The 14,862-nt window shown below is 71.3% G+C and carries 10 protein-coding genes; 6 read left to right on the top strand and 4 right to left on the bottom strand.

The features are described 5' to 3' along the window. Positions 1 to 552: 552 nt before the first annotated feature. The 4 genes from IE195_RS23965 (at position 553) to IE195_RS23950 (ending at position 8,614) form a co-directional block, all read left to right on the top strand. Positions 553 to 2,772 carry a (Fe-S)-binding protein gene (locus IE195_RS23965; protein WP_191275535.1) on the top strand — a complete coding sequence of 740 codons (2,220 nt, stop codon included), beginning with the start codon at positions 553 to 555 and terminating at the stop codon, positions 2,770 to 2,772. A gap of 1,053 nt (positions 2,773 to 3,825) precedes the next feature. Beyond that, positions 3,826 to 4,830, top strand: a complete 1,005-nt coding sequence (locus tag IE195_RS23960) for an ABC transporter ATP-binding protein (RefSeq protein WP_191275533.1) — start codon at positions 3,826 to 3,828, stop codon at positions 4,828 to 4,830. A gap of 95 nt (positions 4,831 to 4,925) precedes the next feature. Further along, positions 4,926 to 5,768, top strand: coding sequence for an ABC transporter permease (locus IE195_RS23955; protein ID WP_191275531.1), 843 nt, complete (start codon positions 4,926 to 4,928; stop codon positions 5,766 to 5,768). Positions 5,769 to 5,956: 188 nt separating this feature from the next. Further along, positions 5,957 to 8,614 carry a sensor histidine kinase gene (locus tag IE195_RS23950; RefSeq protein ID WP_229826413.1) on the top strand — a complete coding sequence of 886 codons (2,658 nt, stop codon included), beginning with the start codon at positions 5,957 to 5,959 and terminating at the stop codon, positions 8,612 to 8,614. A gap of 30 nt (positions 8,615 to 8,644) precedes the next feature. Here the strand turns inward: IE195_RS23950 and IE195_RS23945 are convergent, their stop codons facing one another. The 3 genes from IE195_RS23945 to IE195_RS23935 form a co-directional block, all read right to left on the bottom strand. Continuing rightward, positions 8,645 to 9,400, bottom strand: a complete 756-nt coding sequence (locus tag IE195_RS23945) for a hypothetical protein (RefSeq protein WP_191275529.1) — start codon at positions 9,398 to 9,400, stop codon at positions 8,645 to 8,647. Between the two features lie 168 nt (positions 9,401 to 9,568). Continuing rightward, positions 9,569 to 10,066, bottom strand: coding sequence for a hypothetical protein (locus IE195_RS23940; protein ID WP_191275720.1), 498 nt, complete (start codon positions 10,064 to 10,066; stop codon positions 9,569 to 9,571). Between the two features lie 291 nt (positions 10,067 to 10,357). Then, entirely contained in the window at positions 10,358 to 10,921 is a 564-nt protein-coding gene (locus IE195_RS23935) for a gamma carbonic anhydrase family protein (protein WP_191275527.1), read from the bottom strand. A gap of 376 nt (positions 10,922 to 11,297) precedes the next feature. On the opposite strand from IE195_RS23935, the gene IE195_RS23930 reads away from it, so the two are divergent. Together IE195_RS23930 and IE195_RS23925 are read left to right on the top strand one after the other, a co-directional pair. Continuing rightward, entirely contained in the window at positions 11,298 to 12,566 is a 1,269-nt protein-coding gene (locus IE195_RS23930) for a F0F1 ATP synthase subunit B (protein ID WP_191275700.1), read from the top strand. A gap of 124 nt (positions 12,567 to 12,690) precedes the next feature. Then, a complete protein-coding gene (locus IE195_RS23925) occupies positions 12,691 to 13,140 on the top strand; it encodes a GNAT family N-acetyltransferase (protein ID WP_191275525.1) in 450 nt (149 codons plus the stop codon). Here the strand turns inward: IE195_RS23925 and IE195_RS23920 are convergent. Beyond that, positions 13,131 to 14,843 (bottom strand): MDR family MFS transporter, encoded by a 1,713-nt coding sequence (locus IE195_RS23920; protein WP_191275523.1) that lies wholly within the window; start codon positions 14,841 to 14,843, stop codon positions 13,131 to 13,133. The genes IE195_RS23925 and IE195_RS23920 overlap by 10 nt on opposite strands. Positions 14,844 to 14,862 lie beyond the last annotated feature (19 nt).

The raw sequence follows: 14,862 nt of genomic DNA, 5'->3' as shown, positions 1-14,862 counted from the left end.
AAGTCAGTTGAGTCAACCCGACTCAAGTTACTTCCTACGCCCTGACAACGGGCGGCCGGGCCGGGATGTTCCCGACCTGGACCGATTCCACCTGGGAAATGGGCGAACCCCGGGACAACTCCGGGACATCCTTGACCTGGAATCCAGGGGTGCGCGGGGGTTCTCGGGGTTGTCCCGGGGGGAGCGGTGGGGGAGGGCGGCTCCGTGCCGGGCGGGCGGGGCATGACCGGTGGACCTACCGATGCCCGGGTGTCCCCCGTTCGTTCCGTTGTCCGCTTACATAGAGACGTGTGGTGTGTTCGGGGGAGACTCCGGTGCACCCGAGTGATTCTGTTGTGCTGTGGCTGGCTACGGTTGGCACTCGCGCCGACGGGGCCCGCAGCCCGATCGCGCGCGGGCGATGGATGACAGGAGGGGCGGGGCTGCCGCGGATGCCGGGTCGTCGAGGCCCAGGGTCGATGGTCGCCGTGCTATTACTCGCTAGTAACATCAAAGATGACCTCCGGTGTGTGGCGCACCGGACGACGAAAGCAGGATGGGAGGCCACGGACGATGCATCCTCTGTACTTGACGCTGGGCATCATCACCTCGGTCTTCGCCGTGGTCGCGCTTGCCTTGTTCGCTCTGGGCGGTTACCAGATCTGGCGAACTGTGAGTGTGGGCCGACCGGCGGAGCCGGAGCGCACGGAGTCGCTGGGCAAGCGGCTCACGATGACGCTCATCGAGATCCTCGGGCACACGAGGATGCTCAAGCGGCCGTGGGTCGGCGTGGCCCACTGGTTCGTGATGGTCTCGTTCCCGCTGCTGTTCTTCACGGTCGTCGAGGCCCAGGGCGAGGTCTTCGACCCGCACTTCAAGCTTCCGGTGATCTACGACTGGGCCGTCTACGGCCTGGCCATCGAGATCATCGCCGCGGCCAGCCTCGCGGGCATCGTCGGCCTGACGATCTACCGCCTGCTGAACGGCCCCCACCGCAAGGGCAAGCAGTCCAGGTTCTTCAACTCCAGGACCTGGACCGCGTACTACGTCGAGGCCTACCTGTGGGCCCTGCTGATCTCGATCTTCGTGATCCGCGGTCTCAAGGTCGCCCTCGAGGACTTCCCGTTCCCGACCTGGGCCACCCCGGTCTCCCACGCCGTGGGCGCGGTCATGCCGACCGACGCCGCCGTGGCCGAGCCCGCCATCGCACTGGTCGCCGCGTTCAAGCTGATCATCAGCTACCTGTTCTTCGTGGTGCTGTACTTCAACCTCACCATGGGCATCGGCTGGCACCGGTTCGTGGCGCCGTTCAACATCTTCTTCAAGCGCAACGCCGACGGGTCCCCGACCCTCGCCGGCGCCAAGCAGATGATGGACTCCTCCGGCAAGAAGCCCCTCGACTTCGAGGAGGCCGACCCGGACGAGGACCCGTTCGGCGCCGGCAAGCTGGAGGACTTCACCTGGAAGGGCCTCCTCGACTTCACCAGCTGCACCGAGTGCGGCCGCTGCCAGTCGCAGTGCCCCGCCTGGAACACCGGCAAGCCGCTCTCGCCGAAGAAGGTCATCCTCGACCTCCAGGCGCACGCCTACGAGAAGGCCCCGTACCTCCTCAAGGGCATCACCGAGGAGACCCTCGCCGAGGCTCCCGACAACAGCCACGCGGGCGTCGACGTCCTCGCACTCCTCAACAAGCCGCTGGTCGGCACCGAGGAGGAGGGCGGCGTCATCCACCCCGACGAACTGTGGGCCTGCACCAACTGCGGTGCCTGCGTCGAGCAGTGCCCCGTGGACATCGAGCACATCGACCACATCCTGGACATGCGCCGCTACCAGGTCATGGTCGAGTCCAACTTCCCGTCCGAGGCCAACACCCTGCTCAAGAACCTTGAGAACAAGGGCAACCCGTGGGGCATGGCCGAGGACCGGCGGATGGACTGGATCGAGGAGCTGGCCTCCCAGGAGAACCCGGTCGAGGTCCCGGTCGTCGAGGACAAGCTGCCCGAGGGCACCGAGTACCTCTTCTGGGTCGGCTGCGCCGGTGCCCTGGAGGACCGCGCCAAGAAGACCACGAAGGCCATCGCCGAACTGCTGGACATCGCGGGCGTCAAGTTCGCGGTCCTGGGCGGCATGGAGGCCTGCACCGGCGACCCGGCGCGCCGCCTGGGCATGGAGTACGTCTTCCAGATGCTGGCCCAGCAGAACGTGGAGACGCTCAACGACGCGGGCGTCACCAAGATCGTGGCCAGCTGCCCGCACTGCTTCAACACCCTGGCCAAGGAGTACCCGCAGCTGGGCGGCACCTACGAGGTCGTCCACCACAGCCAGCTGCTGGCCAAGCTGGTCGACGAGGGTCAGCTGACCCCGGTGAACTCGATCGACGAGAACATCACCTACCACGACCCGTGCTTCCTGGGCCGCCACAACAAGGTGTACACGCCTCCGCGCGACATCATGGCGCAGGTGCCCGGCGTCAAGACCCAGGAGATGCACCGCCACAAGGAGCGGGGCTTCTGCTGCGGCGCCGGCGGTGCCCGCATGTGGATGGAGGAGCGGATCGGCAAGCGCATCAACACCGAGCGGGTCGATGAAGCGCTGACCACCAACCCGGACACCGTCTCCACCGCGTGCCCGTTCTGCCAGGTCATGCTGGGCGACGCGATCAACGAGAAGAAGTCCGCGGGCGAGGCCAAGGAGTCGCTGGAGGTCGTCGACGTCTCCCAGCTGCTGCTCCGTTCGATCAGGAACGAGGGCCCGGCCGAGTCCGGTGAGGACAAGGAGACCGCTGACGCCTAGGAGCTGACGCGGTCCTCCGAAGGACCACCGCACACGGTAGGGGGCGGGGTGCCCGGCGCACCCCGCCCCTTCCGTGTGGCCGGGCACCGTACGGCTCGGGTCCGCTCCCCGGCCGGGGCCGGGTGTCAGCCCAGGACGATCAGATGGTGGGTCATGGGCGTCGAACGCGGGACGGAGCGGGCAGCGCAGTTTCACGCGGCCGCTGCCCCGGACGACCTCGGAGGCCGCGAAGGTGAAGCCGAGCAGCAGGGTGCACCGCCCCGATACCCGCCGGCGGCGGCCGTGCCGGGCACGAGCGAGTCAGCCGGGGCGACGGCTGCTGCGAGGGTTCGGGCGGGGCGGGGGGAACGCATGGGATCTCCTTCAAGGGGGTTCTCCGGACGGGGACCATGATGCGGATCCCGGCTATCGTGCACCTATCGCTCCTCCTGCACCCCCGCCGGAACCGCTCGCAGCGTTCCCGCCCGTGCGCCTGTCCGTTTCGCTTTACCGGCGAATTGTTTTCCGTGCCGGGTGTTCGGGAGTCCCTTTTCCCCTCCCTCGGGGGTGCGACGGTGAAGGGGCTGCCATTCGGGTCGTCGTGACTGTTCAGGCGGGGTTCTTTCCGGTGTTCGGGCGCTGTCCGAAGCGCCCGCCCGGCCTCACCTGGCGCCGAAACACCCCGCGGGGTGATGTTTCCCGGGAAAGAGGCGGCAAATGCGCGGACCCGCCGTTCCGGTGCACCGGGCAATGACGCATTCCGCCCACGCGTCCGGGAGGATTCGTGTAGAAAGTTGACAGCCGCCGAGGGGCCGCGCCCGACGCGAGTAGTGAGGGGACGGGCGCGTACCCGCAGGCGGTCGCGACCGCGCCCGCACGTGAGGTGAAGAAGGGGTACGTGCGGGCGCGGCCGCACCACCACGCGCGGCAAGGGGATCGCGGCCCGGAAGAGCCGGGTTTCCACGCCCGACGGACCGATGACATTTGTCAGTACCGGAGCCGGGTGAAGTGCCATCGCGGGACGGTGACAGGAACGTCTGTCGGCGGGGGACCGGTTCACGGGAGCCTGGGGGCATGACGACGACAGCGAACACCGAACCGGCCGCCGCGAACCAGGACCCCGCCCAGACCGGCGGGCCGTCGGTGGTCGTCCGTGACCTCCACCAGCACTACGGCGACTTCGAGGCGGTCAAGGGCGTCTCCTTCGAGATCCGGCCCGGCGAGCTCTTCGCGCTCCTGGGCACCAACGGCGCGGGGAAGACCACCACCATCGAGACGCTGGAGGGCTTCCGCCGACCCAGCTCCGGCAGCGCCCGGGTCTTCGGCCGGGACCCCTTCGACCAGCCCGCCGGGGTCCGTGAACGCGCCAACGCTGTCCTCCAGGGCAGCGGACTCCTGGACGACCTCAGCGTGGACGAGAACCTCGGCCTCGCCAGCGATCTCGCCGCCGCCCCCCGCGACGCCGACGAGGTCCTAGGGCTGGTCGACCTGACCGACAAGCGCAAACTCCGCGTCCGCCAGCTCTCCGGCGGCCAGAAGCGCCGACTCGACCTGGCGCTGGCCCTGATCAGCGACCCCGAGGTCCTCTACCTCGACGAGCCCACCACCGGCATGGACCCCGAGGCCAGGAACGAGACCTGGAAGCTCATCAGCGAACTCAAGGAGAGCGGAGTCGCGATCCTGCTCACCACGCACTACCTGGAAGAGGCCGAGCGCCTCGCCGACCGCCTCGCCATCATGCACCGCGGCCGGGTCCACGTGGAGGGCACCCTGGCCGGAGTCCTCGCGGGCTGGGGCGACCGGGTGAGCTTCCTGGTCCCCAGCGACGTGCGCACCGCCGACCTGCCCGAGGTCGACGGGGCCGAGGTCGGGGTGCAGGCCCGGGACCAGGCCCTGTGGGCCACCTACACGGTCACCGGCGGCGAGGTCGCCGACCGCGCCCACCACGCCGTGTCCGCCCTGTTCGAGTGGGCCCGTGAACAGGGGACGACCCTCCAGCACCTCCAGGTCCGCGGCGCCTCCCTGGAGGACGTGTTCCTCCGGGTGGCGGACGACACCGCCGGCACGCTCCCGGAGTGAGAACCGGGTCCGGCGCGAGCCGACCCGCCCACCCGCCCCACCGGGGCCACCCGCCTCCCACCGCGAGGCCCCGCCCAGACCCCAGGAGAAACCCGATGACCACGACCACCACCCCGGCCCCGGTCCGGGGGGCCGCCCGCACACGGACCGCCCCGGGATGGTTCCGGCAGACCCTGCGCCTGACCCGTACCGAGTTCACCCTCTTCGTCCGGTACAAGACCGCGTGGCTGTACCTGGTGATGCCGCTGGTCCTGTTCATGCCGCTGACGTCGGTGCCCAGCACCCCGGCCTTCGGCGACTTCACCACCCGCGACCTCTCCTTCGCCGCGGCCGTCCTCGGAATCGGCCTGATGCTGGGTATCGGACACCCCTCCAACGTGTTCGCCGCACGGCGGGAGTCCCTGGTCCTCAAACGGCTCCGGGTGAGCGGGGTTCCACAGGTGGCGATCTTCGGCGGGGTGGTGGCTCTCGTCGTCCTGTTCACCCTGCTGCTCGCCGCGCTGGTCATCGCCGTCGGCGGCAGGGTGCCCGCCGACCCGGTGCTGATGCTGGTCGCGGTGCTGCTGGGCGCCGCCGCCATGAGCCTGGTCGGCCTGCTGATCACACCGCTGGTGCGCAACGCCGAGTCGGCGCAGATGTTCTCGATGGTCCCGATGCTGGCGCTGCTGCTCACCGGCGGGGTCTTCTTCCCGCTCGACCTGCTGCCCGAGCCGGTGCGCATGGTCGCCCAGTTCCTCCCGGTCGCCCCGACCGCCGAGATGGCCCAGGCCGCCTACACCGGTTACGACGTCTTCGGCGGTGTCGAGGGCGCCGAGGCGGTCGGCACCGCGGCCCTGTGGACCGGCGCCCTGCCGGCCATCGGCGTGATGCTCGCGTGGATCGTGGTCCTGGCGCTGCTGGTCCACCGCTACTTCAAGTGGGACCCCCGCCAGCCGTAGGGCGGTTCCGGAACACTCGCGCCGGGGCGCCCCGTACCGGGTGCCCCGGCACGGCCGTACCGAGGGACGGGGCCGGAACAGGACCGGGCTGTGGACAACGCCCGGAAGGGCCCGCCGCGCTCTAACGTGAAGGGGAGCGCTGCCGGGACCGCCCGGCACCGACCTACTGACGGCGCAGGGAGGCGGACGTGGTGAACCACGGTGCTGGTGCGGTGGAGACGGCGCCACCCGGCCCCGGGAACCGGCCCGGTCCGGGGGACGCGGAGGGGCTCTCCCCGTCGGAGGCGAGCAGGCGCTTCACCCGCAGGGTCCGCCGGGCCCGGACGCTGTGCCTGTGGAGTACGGCGCTCTTCCCCCTGGTGATCCCCACCTGGGCCGCGTCCGGGCTGCTGGCGGAGCTGGAGACCCCGGCCGACCAGCCGGAGCTGCTCACCGCGGCCCGCGCCCTCGCGGTGCTCCTCGCCGCGGTCCTGTGCTCGGCGGCGACGTTCCGGATGATCCGGGACCGGCTGGACGGGGCGCGGACCCCGGACCGGCGCCTCTACCGGAGCACGTTCGCCCTGCTCGCCGTGGTCGCCCTCCTCCTGTGGTACATCCCCAACGTCTTCTTCATCTGCGCCAGCACGTGGGCCATCGTCGCCTGCCTGGTGCCCAGGGGACGGCTCCTGCCCCCCACACTCCTCCTGGCGGCACTGCCGTGGGTGAGCGCTCTCGTCTCGCCCCGGGACGTCTCCCTCCTCAGCCTGCTGGGGCACGGCGTCGTCACGGTCCTCTGGGGCCTCCTCGTGTGGCTGAGCCTGCTGTACACCGTCTGGCTGTGGGACCGGATCCGGGAGGCGGTCGAGGGGGAGCAGGCCCGGGCCCGGTTGGCGGTGGACGGGGAACGGCTCCGCTTCACCAACGACATCCGGGAACTGCTGGGGCACGAACTCGGCTCGCTGGAACTCGGCGCACGGCGGGCCGGCGGGCTCCTGCGGACCGATCCCGAAGAGGCGAAGGCGGAGGTCGGCCGGGTCCACGACCTGGCCAGGACGACACTGCGGCAGCTGCGCTCGGTGGTCCGGGGGTACCGCGACATCGACCTCGGCACCGAGGTGCGCTCGGTCCGCGCGGTCCTGGAAGCCAACGGGACCGCCACCACCGTCACCGGTCTCGACGGCCTCCGGCTGCCGTCGGACACCTCCGCCCTGGCCGCCTGGGTGGTGCGTGAGGGCGGCACGAACGTCCTGCGGCACAGCCGTGCCCATCGCTGCCGGATCGCCTTCTCCGTGTTGGAGCCGTCCGGGGACGGGCGCCGGGAAGTCGTCGTGGAGGTGTTCAACGACAGGGCCCGGAAGGGCGGGCGGGACGGAGCGGACTCCGGCAGCGGGCTGGCCGGGCTCACCGAACGGATCGACGGGGCGGGGGGCACCCTGACGGCGGCCCGGACCGATGACGGCGGCTTCCTGCTCAGGGCCGCCCTCCCGCTGCCCGACGGGCCGGTCCTCCCGGAGGACGGTGTGCGCGGCCCGGCCCCGATCGCCGTACCGGACCGCCGGACCGGGCACGCGCCCCCGCCGGGGTCCACCGCCGCAACAGCTGCCGTGGACCCCGGCGGGGATGTCCCCGGGCCAGCCGCCCCTCCACTGAAGGGCCCGGAAACGGATGCCCTGCGGGGGGAGGGCGCCGACCCCGGCGGCACGGCCGACGACCGACGGGTCCGGATCGCCCGGCGCATCATCATGGGGACGATCGGCCTGAACGGCCTGATCCTGGTCGCCCTGGCCTTCGGAGACGTCCTCATCAGTCTCCAGCTCGGCGTGCCGTTGTGGCGTTCGGCGGTGGGCACGGCTCTGGCGGTGGCGGTCGCCGTCCTCCTGGTCCGGCTGCTCCGGGAGCGGGTGGGCGGTAACCGGCAGCCGAGCCCGAAGCTCTTCTGGACCTCTGTGGTGCTGCTGCTGACGGCAGCCGTGTTCCTGCGCTCCCCGATCCTGACCCTGGTCATGATCGGGGTCTGGTGGGGGACCGGGATCTTCTTCACCTCGCGCCGGTCCGGGCTCCTGGTCACCCTCCTGCTCCTGCTGTCCCCCCTGCCGCTGATCCCGACCTTCTTCGACCCGGGCGAGGTCGACCCCCTCCTCTACGGTCTGGTCTGGCTGGCCGCGGCCGCCGCCGCGCTGCTCCAGGTGACAGCCACGCTCGGCACGGTCTGGCTGTGGGACATCAGCCGTGAGGCGGTCGCCGGGCAGCGGGCCCGCGCCCGGTTGGCGGTGACCCAGGAGAGGCTCCGGTTCGCCCGGGACATGCACGACCTGCTCGGGCACAGCCTCTCGGCCCTGTCGGTCAAGGCCCAGCTGGCCGGGCGGCTCGTGGACCGGGCCCCCGAACGGGCGGGCACCGAGATCGCGGAGGTCCAGGCCCTGGCCCGTCAGGCGCTCCAACAGGTGAGGTCCGCGGTCAGCGGGTACCGGGAGGTCGATCTGAGGGGTGAGGTGGACGCGGTCGCGGCCGTCCTCGGCTCGGGCGGTACCAGGGCGGAGGTCACCGGTCTGGACGGGCTGGAGCTGCCGCCGGAGGTCGCCGAACTGGCCGCCTGGGTGGTGCGTGAGGGCGGCACGAACGTCCTGCGGCACAGTGAGGCCGAGGCGTGCCAGATCAGTTTCACGCTCGCCCGGGAGGGCGACGACGGGCTGAGGCAGTTGGTCGTGGAGGTCCACAACGACCGTGCGAAGGGGGAGGGCGCGGAGCGCTCCGGCGGCAACGGGCTGGCCGGCCTGTCCGAGCGCGTCGCCCTGGGCGGCGGAGCGTTGTCCGGGTCCCGGACCAGGGACGGCGGCTTCCTGCTCCGCGCGATCATCCCGCTGTGATCCGTCGGCCCTTCGGCCCGACAGGCGTGCTCAGAGGACCCTGACCGAGGAGAGGGCGGCGTCGATGCCCTCGGTGGCCTCGTCCGTGCCGCCGGTGTTGAGGCCGAGCACGAAGGCGCCCTTGCCCCCGGCGAGTTCGACCACCAGGAACCGGCCGTAGGCGTCCGCACCGTTCCCGGAGTCGCTGCCCATGGTGGCGCCGAAGGCGGGCAGGCCGTCCACCTCGGTCTCCCCGGACGGTTCGGCCCACACGTCGCCGCCGTCGGTGACCAGGTCGTCGACCATGTCCACGGCCATGCGGGCCCCGGAGACCGCGACGGGTTCCAGGGAACCGAGGTCCTCGGTCCCGGTGACGATGATCGCGTCCGGGTCGTCCGCGGACCCGTACACCGCGTACGAGGAGTACTCCGCCGGGACCTGGTCGTCGCCGAGACGTTCCCAGCCCTCGCCGGGCAGGTCGTAGGCCAGTCCCGCCCTGGGGTCGGTGACGGCGCCCTCCCCGTCGGGCCCCGTGCCCGGACCGGCGGTACCGTCCTCCCCGGCCTCCTGGGTGCTTTCGTCCCCGCTGGCGGCCGGGGCGGTCCCCGCGCCGGACCCCGGGTTCTGTTCGGAGAGGAACCAGATGAGACCGACCGCCGTGACCAGGAGAAAGAGAAAGGTCACCGCAAGAGCGACCGTGAGGGCGGTACGGCGGGTGCTGTCGGTGCCGTTCTCGTCAGGCCGTCGGCGGCGGACGCCGGAGGCGCTGTCCTCCTCGTGCGCGGTCCGTTCGGGTGCTGTGTTCATTCTGGCTCCTGAAAGGGTGCTGGCCGTTCCCCGGGCCCCGGGGCCCAGAGGGGCAGTACCCGGTGCGACCGCACGCGGAGCGGGATCGACGTGGCCGGATCGGGCCGTTTCCGGCCGGAGCGGGGCGTGCCGCGGTGGGCCGGGCCCGGGTCGGGCGGCCCGGGCCCCTCAGGTGTGCCGGACGTACCAGGGGAGGAACGGTTCGCACCTGGGGTGCGGCGGCCTGGTGTCGGAGCCGGTGCCGTGGGCGGGCAGGACGACGGTCGCGGGGCGGTGACCGGTACGCGGTGGCACCGCGGGATCGGGGTGCCGGCCCTGGCTGACCTCCTCCAGCGGTCCGGGGTCGCGCGGCGCCGTCTCCTCCGGCTCTTCGCCTCGCGCCCCTTCTTCGGGACGGGCGGGGTCGCGGGGCCTGGGCGGGGCCTGGACCTCGCCGTCCGGGGGGTCGCCTGTCGGCGGGCCGTGCGGGTGGACGTCCTCCGCCGATACCGCGGGGGGAGCGGAGGCCCCGGGTCCCGTGGTGAGCCCGAGGGCCCGGTCGAGCTCGGCGGGGCTGAGCGCGTGGTCGGTGTCGGCCACGGCGATGAGGACCTCGGCGTAGAGTTCGATCTCGTCCAGGGCGACGTGGTCGTGGAGACGGTTGCGCAGACCCGGGGTACTCGCCACCACTCACCTCCCGGGACAAAGGCGTCGCAGGACAGGACGGCAGCCCCTGCGCGGGGCGTTGTGGGCGCGGGCGCGACGGAACCGTTCCCACAGGGCGAGAGGACCCCCAGGTTACGTCCGGGGGCGTCCGGGGCGCATGACTCTTGTGGACCAGTGGCCCGCCCACCCGGGTTAGCCAGAGGCCGGTGGCCCCCTCGGGGGAGGGGTGCGCAGGCTCCCCCCGAGAGGGCCATGGTCGCGGGGCCGGTGCACGGGACCGCTGTGCGGACGCGGTCCGGGGACGCGCGCGGGTCAGCGCCAGGTGACGTCCTGGTGCTGGACGGCGTAGCCCGCGTAGGCGCTGGGGGTGTGCTCCAGCACGAGGCGGTCGTCGTCGTTCAGTTCCCGGACGACCTTGCCGGGCAGGCCCGCCCAGAGGGTGTCCGGGGGGACGGTCTTGCCGGGCGGCACCAGCGAGCCCGCGGCGACCAGCGCGCCCCTGCCCACCCGGGCGCCGCCCAGCACGATCGCCCCGATGCCGATGAGCGCGCCCTCCTCCACGATCGCACCGTGCACCATCGCCTTGTGGCCCAGGCTCACGTCGTCGTGCAGGATCGCCGGCTGGCCGGGGTCGGAGTGCAGACCGCACTGGTCCTGGATGTTGACCCGCTCACCCACCACGATGTCCTCGGTGTCGGCGCGAAGGACCGACCCGTACCAGACACTGCTCCGGGGGCCCAGCCGGACGCGTCCCACCACGACCGCCCCGGGGGCGATCCAGGCGGTGGGATGGATCTCCGGTTCACCGAAGGGAGCCCCGCCGATCCACGGCCCGGGGGCCTGTTCCGCCGCCGGTCCGTCCGTCGCGCTGCCCATGTCACGGTCCTCTCAAACGTAGGTCCCCGAGGGCCGGAGTGCGGGAAGTTGACCGCTCTGCCCCCGTACGGGGATGATCGCGCATACCTTAGTAAGAACGTGACCAGGGTCCGCACGGCGATGTACCTGTCAGGACTCTTGACGCTCAGGCGCAGCGCGTGTCTACCTTGGTCGTCTGGACGGTGTCCACGGCGTTACGCTCCGCTCTCGGCCGGTGCCCCTCATCGCGCCGAACCGGAGCACGAAAAGGCATCCTCGGGCCAACCTCACTGCACGGGTCCGACGGGTGTTTCTGTGACAAATGGGTACGGGGCTACTCTCACCATCTGCGACGCGCAGTCAACGGTGTTAAGGACATGAAGGGCACATGAGCGATATGTTGCCGGGCGGCGGACTGCAGCAAGACAGGTTCCCGACAGTGCGCAAGGGCGGCTACGACAAGGCGCACGTCGACGACTACTACGTCCGAATGGACAACCAGTTCAAGGACCTCCGCGAGCGTCTCCAGCGGATGGACGACGAGCTGGAACAGTACAAGCGCGACCTCGCGATCGCTCGGGAGAAGGCCCAGGTCAAACCTGAGCACGAGCAGATCAGCGAGCGCATGGCGGAGATCCTCCGGATAGCCGAGGAAGAGGCCAAGGAGCGTCGCTCCCGGGTCGAGGCCGAGGTGAAGGAGGCCCAGAAGAAGGCCCAGGAAGAGGTCGCCAAGCACCGCAAGGACTCCGAGGAGCACGCCGAGCGGATCGTCTCCTCCGCGCGCACCGAGGCCAACGAGATGGTCGCCGGCGCCAAGAAGGAGGCGGACCAGCTCCGGGAGCAGGCCAAGCAGGAGGGCGACCGCCGTCTGAGCGAGGCGGAGGCCAGGGCCAAGAAGATCCACGACACGGCGGACCGCCGTCTGGCCACACTGACGGCCACGCACGCCGAGGCGCTGCGCCGCCTGAAGGACATGCACTCCACCCTGGCCGACCTGGTCGCGGCCGAGGACCGGGCCGGTGCCCTGGAGACGGGCCTGTCCCGCGAGGACGCGGCGTCCGCCCCGGCTGAGGCTCCCGGGGAGAAGCGCGACTCCGGCCAGCAGAACCCGGGCCAGCAGAACCCCGGCCAGGCCAAGCCGGCAGCCAGGCCCGAGGGCAGGGCACCGGAGAACGGGGCCCCGGAGGACAAGGCGGCCCAGGGCCGGGCTCCGGAGAACAAGACCGCTGAGAACAAGGGTTCGGAGAACAGGGCTCCTGAGGCCGCCAAGCCCGCTGCACAGCCGGAGAAGGACGAGGCCACCGCCAAGCTTCCCCCGCTCCAGCAGGAGTCGGACGAGGCGACGGTGCGCATCAAGCCGGTACCCAAGCCCGACCAGGCCAAGCAGGAGGGCCCGAAGCCGGAGGCGCAGCAGGACGAGGGCAAGGGCGGCGACCCCAGGACCGCGGCCGCGCAGCCCCCGCAGGGCGCCCGCTTCACCGGCCCGGCCCCGGGCGGACAGCCGCAGGCCCACCAGCAGCAGAGCGGTCCGCAGCAGCCCCCGGCGGTCCCGCCCGCCGACGAGGACGGCGGTGACCCGGGCATCACCGGTGTCTACCGGCGACCGGAGGGTCCTCAGCAGCCGCCCATGGGCGACGAGGGCGTTCGGGTCATCCGTAAGCCCTGACGGGCGGAGCTCCGCCCGTCACGATACGGGGGCGGGACCAGACCGGTCCCGCCCCGGTGCTTTGTGGTCAGTTGTGGGGTGACGTCCGCCTTGTCGCAGGCTGTCGGCTACGATGCCGACAGCCATGATGATACGCGCGGCCATACGGTCTGACCTCGGTGCGATCCTGCGTCTCCTACGCGACCTCGGTGACACCACCCATACGCAGAGCGCGCACGTTCGCATGTCCTCAGCGGCTGTACGCGCCTGGACCCGGATGGAGAACGACCCCGACCGCACCGTCCTCGTGGCGGAGCGCAGAGGGCAGATCATCGGGACCCTGGACCTGCTGGTGGTGGCCAACCTGACCCACGACGCCCAGCCCTGGGCGGTGGTCGACAACCTCGTCGTCGATCCCGAGACCAGGCTCCAGGGCATCGGCCGGGCACTCATGGAGGACGCCCTGGACCGCGCCACGCGTGCGGGCTGCTACAAGGTCGAGCTGCTCTCCTACGAGGTCCACCAGGGGACGCACCGCTTCTACGCCTCCCTGGGCTTCGACGAGTCGTCCGCGGGCCTGCGCCGCTACCTCTGAGTCCCCGGCACGGCTTCGCCGGCCGACGTCGTCCTCCTGGGACCGCCGCGCAGCGGCACACCCCTCATGAACGACACCGCCACCAGGCCCAGCGCCGCGACGGGGATCCCGGCCACGAACACGCCCTGCATCGCGTGGTCGAAGGCGCCCACGATCACCTCGCGTACGGGTTCGGGCAGCGAGTGCACCAGCTCCGGAGAGCCCTGCGCCGAATCGGCCGCCTCCTCCAGGCCGGTCGCCAGCGCCTCGGCGCCGGAGTCGGTGCCGTTCGCGGCGTCGACGGCCAGGCGCTCCCGTGCGGCGGTGGCGGCGGCGGCGAGTTCGCTGTTGAGCCGGCTCACCATCACCGCGCCGAAGGCCGCCACGCCCACGGCACCGCCCAGGTTGCGGAAGAAGGTGACCGAGGCGGTCCCGGAGGCGAGGTCCCGCACGGGTAGTGAACTCTGGGTGGCCAGCAGCAGGAGTTGCATGTTGAGCCCGAAACCGAGGCCCACGAGTATCTGCCCCGCGACGACCGTGGTCAGCCCGGGGTCGACCTGGGCCAGGCTCAGCACGGTGAACCCGAGCACGCACAGCACCATGCCGACGACCGGGTAGGCCTTCCACCGGCCGGTCCCGCTCACCGCGAAGCCGGAACCGATCGAGGTGACCAGGAACGAGCCCACCAGGGGCAGGGTCATCAGGCCGGACACGGTCGGACTCATGCCGTGGACCATCTGGAGGTACTGCGGCATGTAGATGATCAGGCCGAACATCATCATGCCCACGGCCACCGAGCCGACCGAGGCCAGCACGAAGGTGCGGTCGCGGAACAGGCGGGCGGGGATGATCGGTTCCTTCGCGCGGCGCTCGACCAGGACGGCGGCGGCGGTCAGCAGCACCGAGGCGGCGCCCATGGCGTACGCGGCCGGGGAGTTCCACGGGATCTGGGTGCCGCCCAGGCTGATCAGGACGATCACCGTGCTGGCGGCGCTGAAGATCAGACCGGCCCCCAGCCAGTCCACGGACGGCTTGTGGCGCGGGGTGAACGGCATCCGGAACATGAACTGGATGACGCAGAACGCCACCACGGCGAGCGGAACGGTGATGAGGAAGCACCAGCGCCAGCCGAGCGGGCTGTCGACGAGGAAACCGCCGACCAGGGGGCCGAGCACGGTGGAGACGCCGAAGACCATGCCGATCAGCCCGCTGTAGCGGCCGCGCTCCCGGGGGGAGACGACGTCGCCGAGGATGATGTTGGGCAGGGTGGCCAGGCCGCCGACGCCCAGTCCCTGGAGGGCGCGGGCGGCGATCAGCCAGTTGATGTCCTGGGCGAACCCGGCGGCGAGCGAGGCGGCGATGAAGACGCCGAGGGCGATCTGGAAGAGGAGTTTGCGTCCCCAGAGGTCGGAGAGCTTGCCCCACACCGGTGTGGACGCGGTCATGGTCAACAGGGCGGCCGTGGCGACCCAGGCCAACCGGTCCTGGCCGCCGAGCTCGCCCATGATCGTCGGCAGGGCGGTGCCGATGATCGAGTTGGTGAGCATCGAGGTCAGCATCGCCAGGACGAGGCCGACCATGATCCGGCGCACGACCCGCCGCGGGGGGTACTCGGGCGCGGGCTCGGCCGGTCCGGCGGGGAGCCGGGACGCCTGTGGGGGAGGGGGCCCGGGGATCCGGGACGGTTTCCGTGGCTTGGTTCTCCCGCGTACCGACTGTTCCATGAGGCCCCCGATTCCGGAC

Origin of the sequence: Nocardiopsis terrae, from assembly GCF_014651695.1 — a bacterium.
Lineage (GTDB): Bacteria > Actinomycetota > Actinomycetes > Streptosporangiales > Streptosporangiaceae > Nocardiopsis > Nocardiopsis terrae.
The sequence above is the reverse complement of the archived record's forward strand: the minus strand, read 5'-3'. Positions and strand labels throughout refer to the sequence as shown.

Coding starts and splice junctions, on each gene's coding strand:
- IE195_RS23965 (WP_191275535.1), top strand. CDS start 553: ATGCATCCTCTGTACTTGACGCTGGGCATCATCACCTCGGTCTTCGCC.
- IE195_RS23960 (WP_191275533.1), top strand. CDS start 3,826: ATGACGACGACAGCGAACACCGAACCGGCCGCCGCGAACCAGGACCCC.
- IE195_RS23955 (WP_191275531.1), top strand. CDS start 4,926: ATGACCACGACCACCACCCCGGCCCCGGTCCGGGGGGCCGCCCGCACA.
- IE195_RS23945 (WP_191275529.1), bottom strand. CDS start 9,400: ATGAACACAGCACCCGAACGGACCGCGCACGAGGAGGACAGCGCCTCC.
- IE195_RS23935 (WP_191275527.1), bottom strand. CDS start 10,921: ATGGGCAGCGCGACGGACGGACCGGCGGCGGAACAGGCCCCCGGGCCG.
- IE195_RS23930 (WP_191275700.1), top strand. CDS start 11,298: ATGTTGCCGGGCGGCGGACTGCAGCAAGACAGGTTCCCGACAGTGCGC.
- IE195_RS23925 (WP_191275525.1), top strand. CDS start 12,691: ATGATGATACGCGCGGCCATACGGTCTGACCTCGGTGCGATCCTGCGT.
- IE195_RS23920 (WP_191275523.1), bottom strand. CDS start 14,843: ATGGAACAGTCGGTACGCGGGAGAACCAAGCCACGGAAACCGTCCCGG.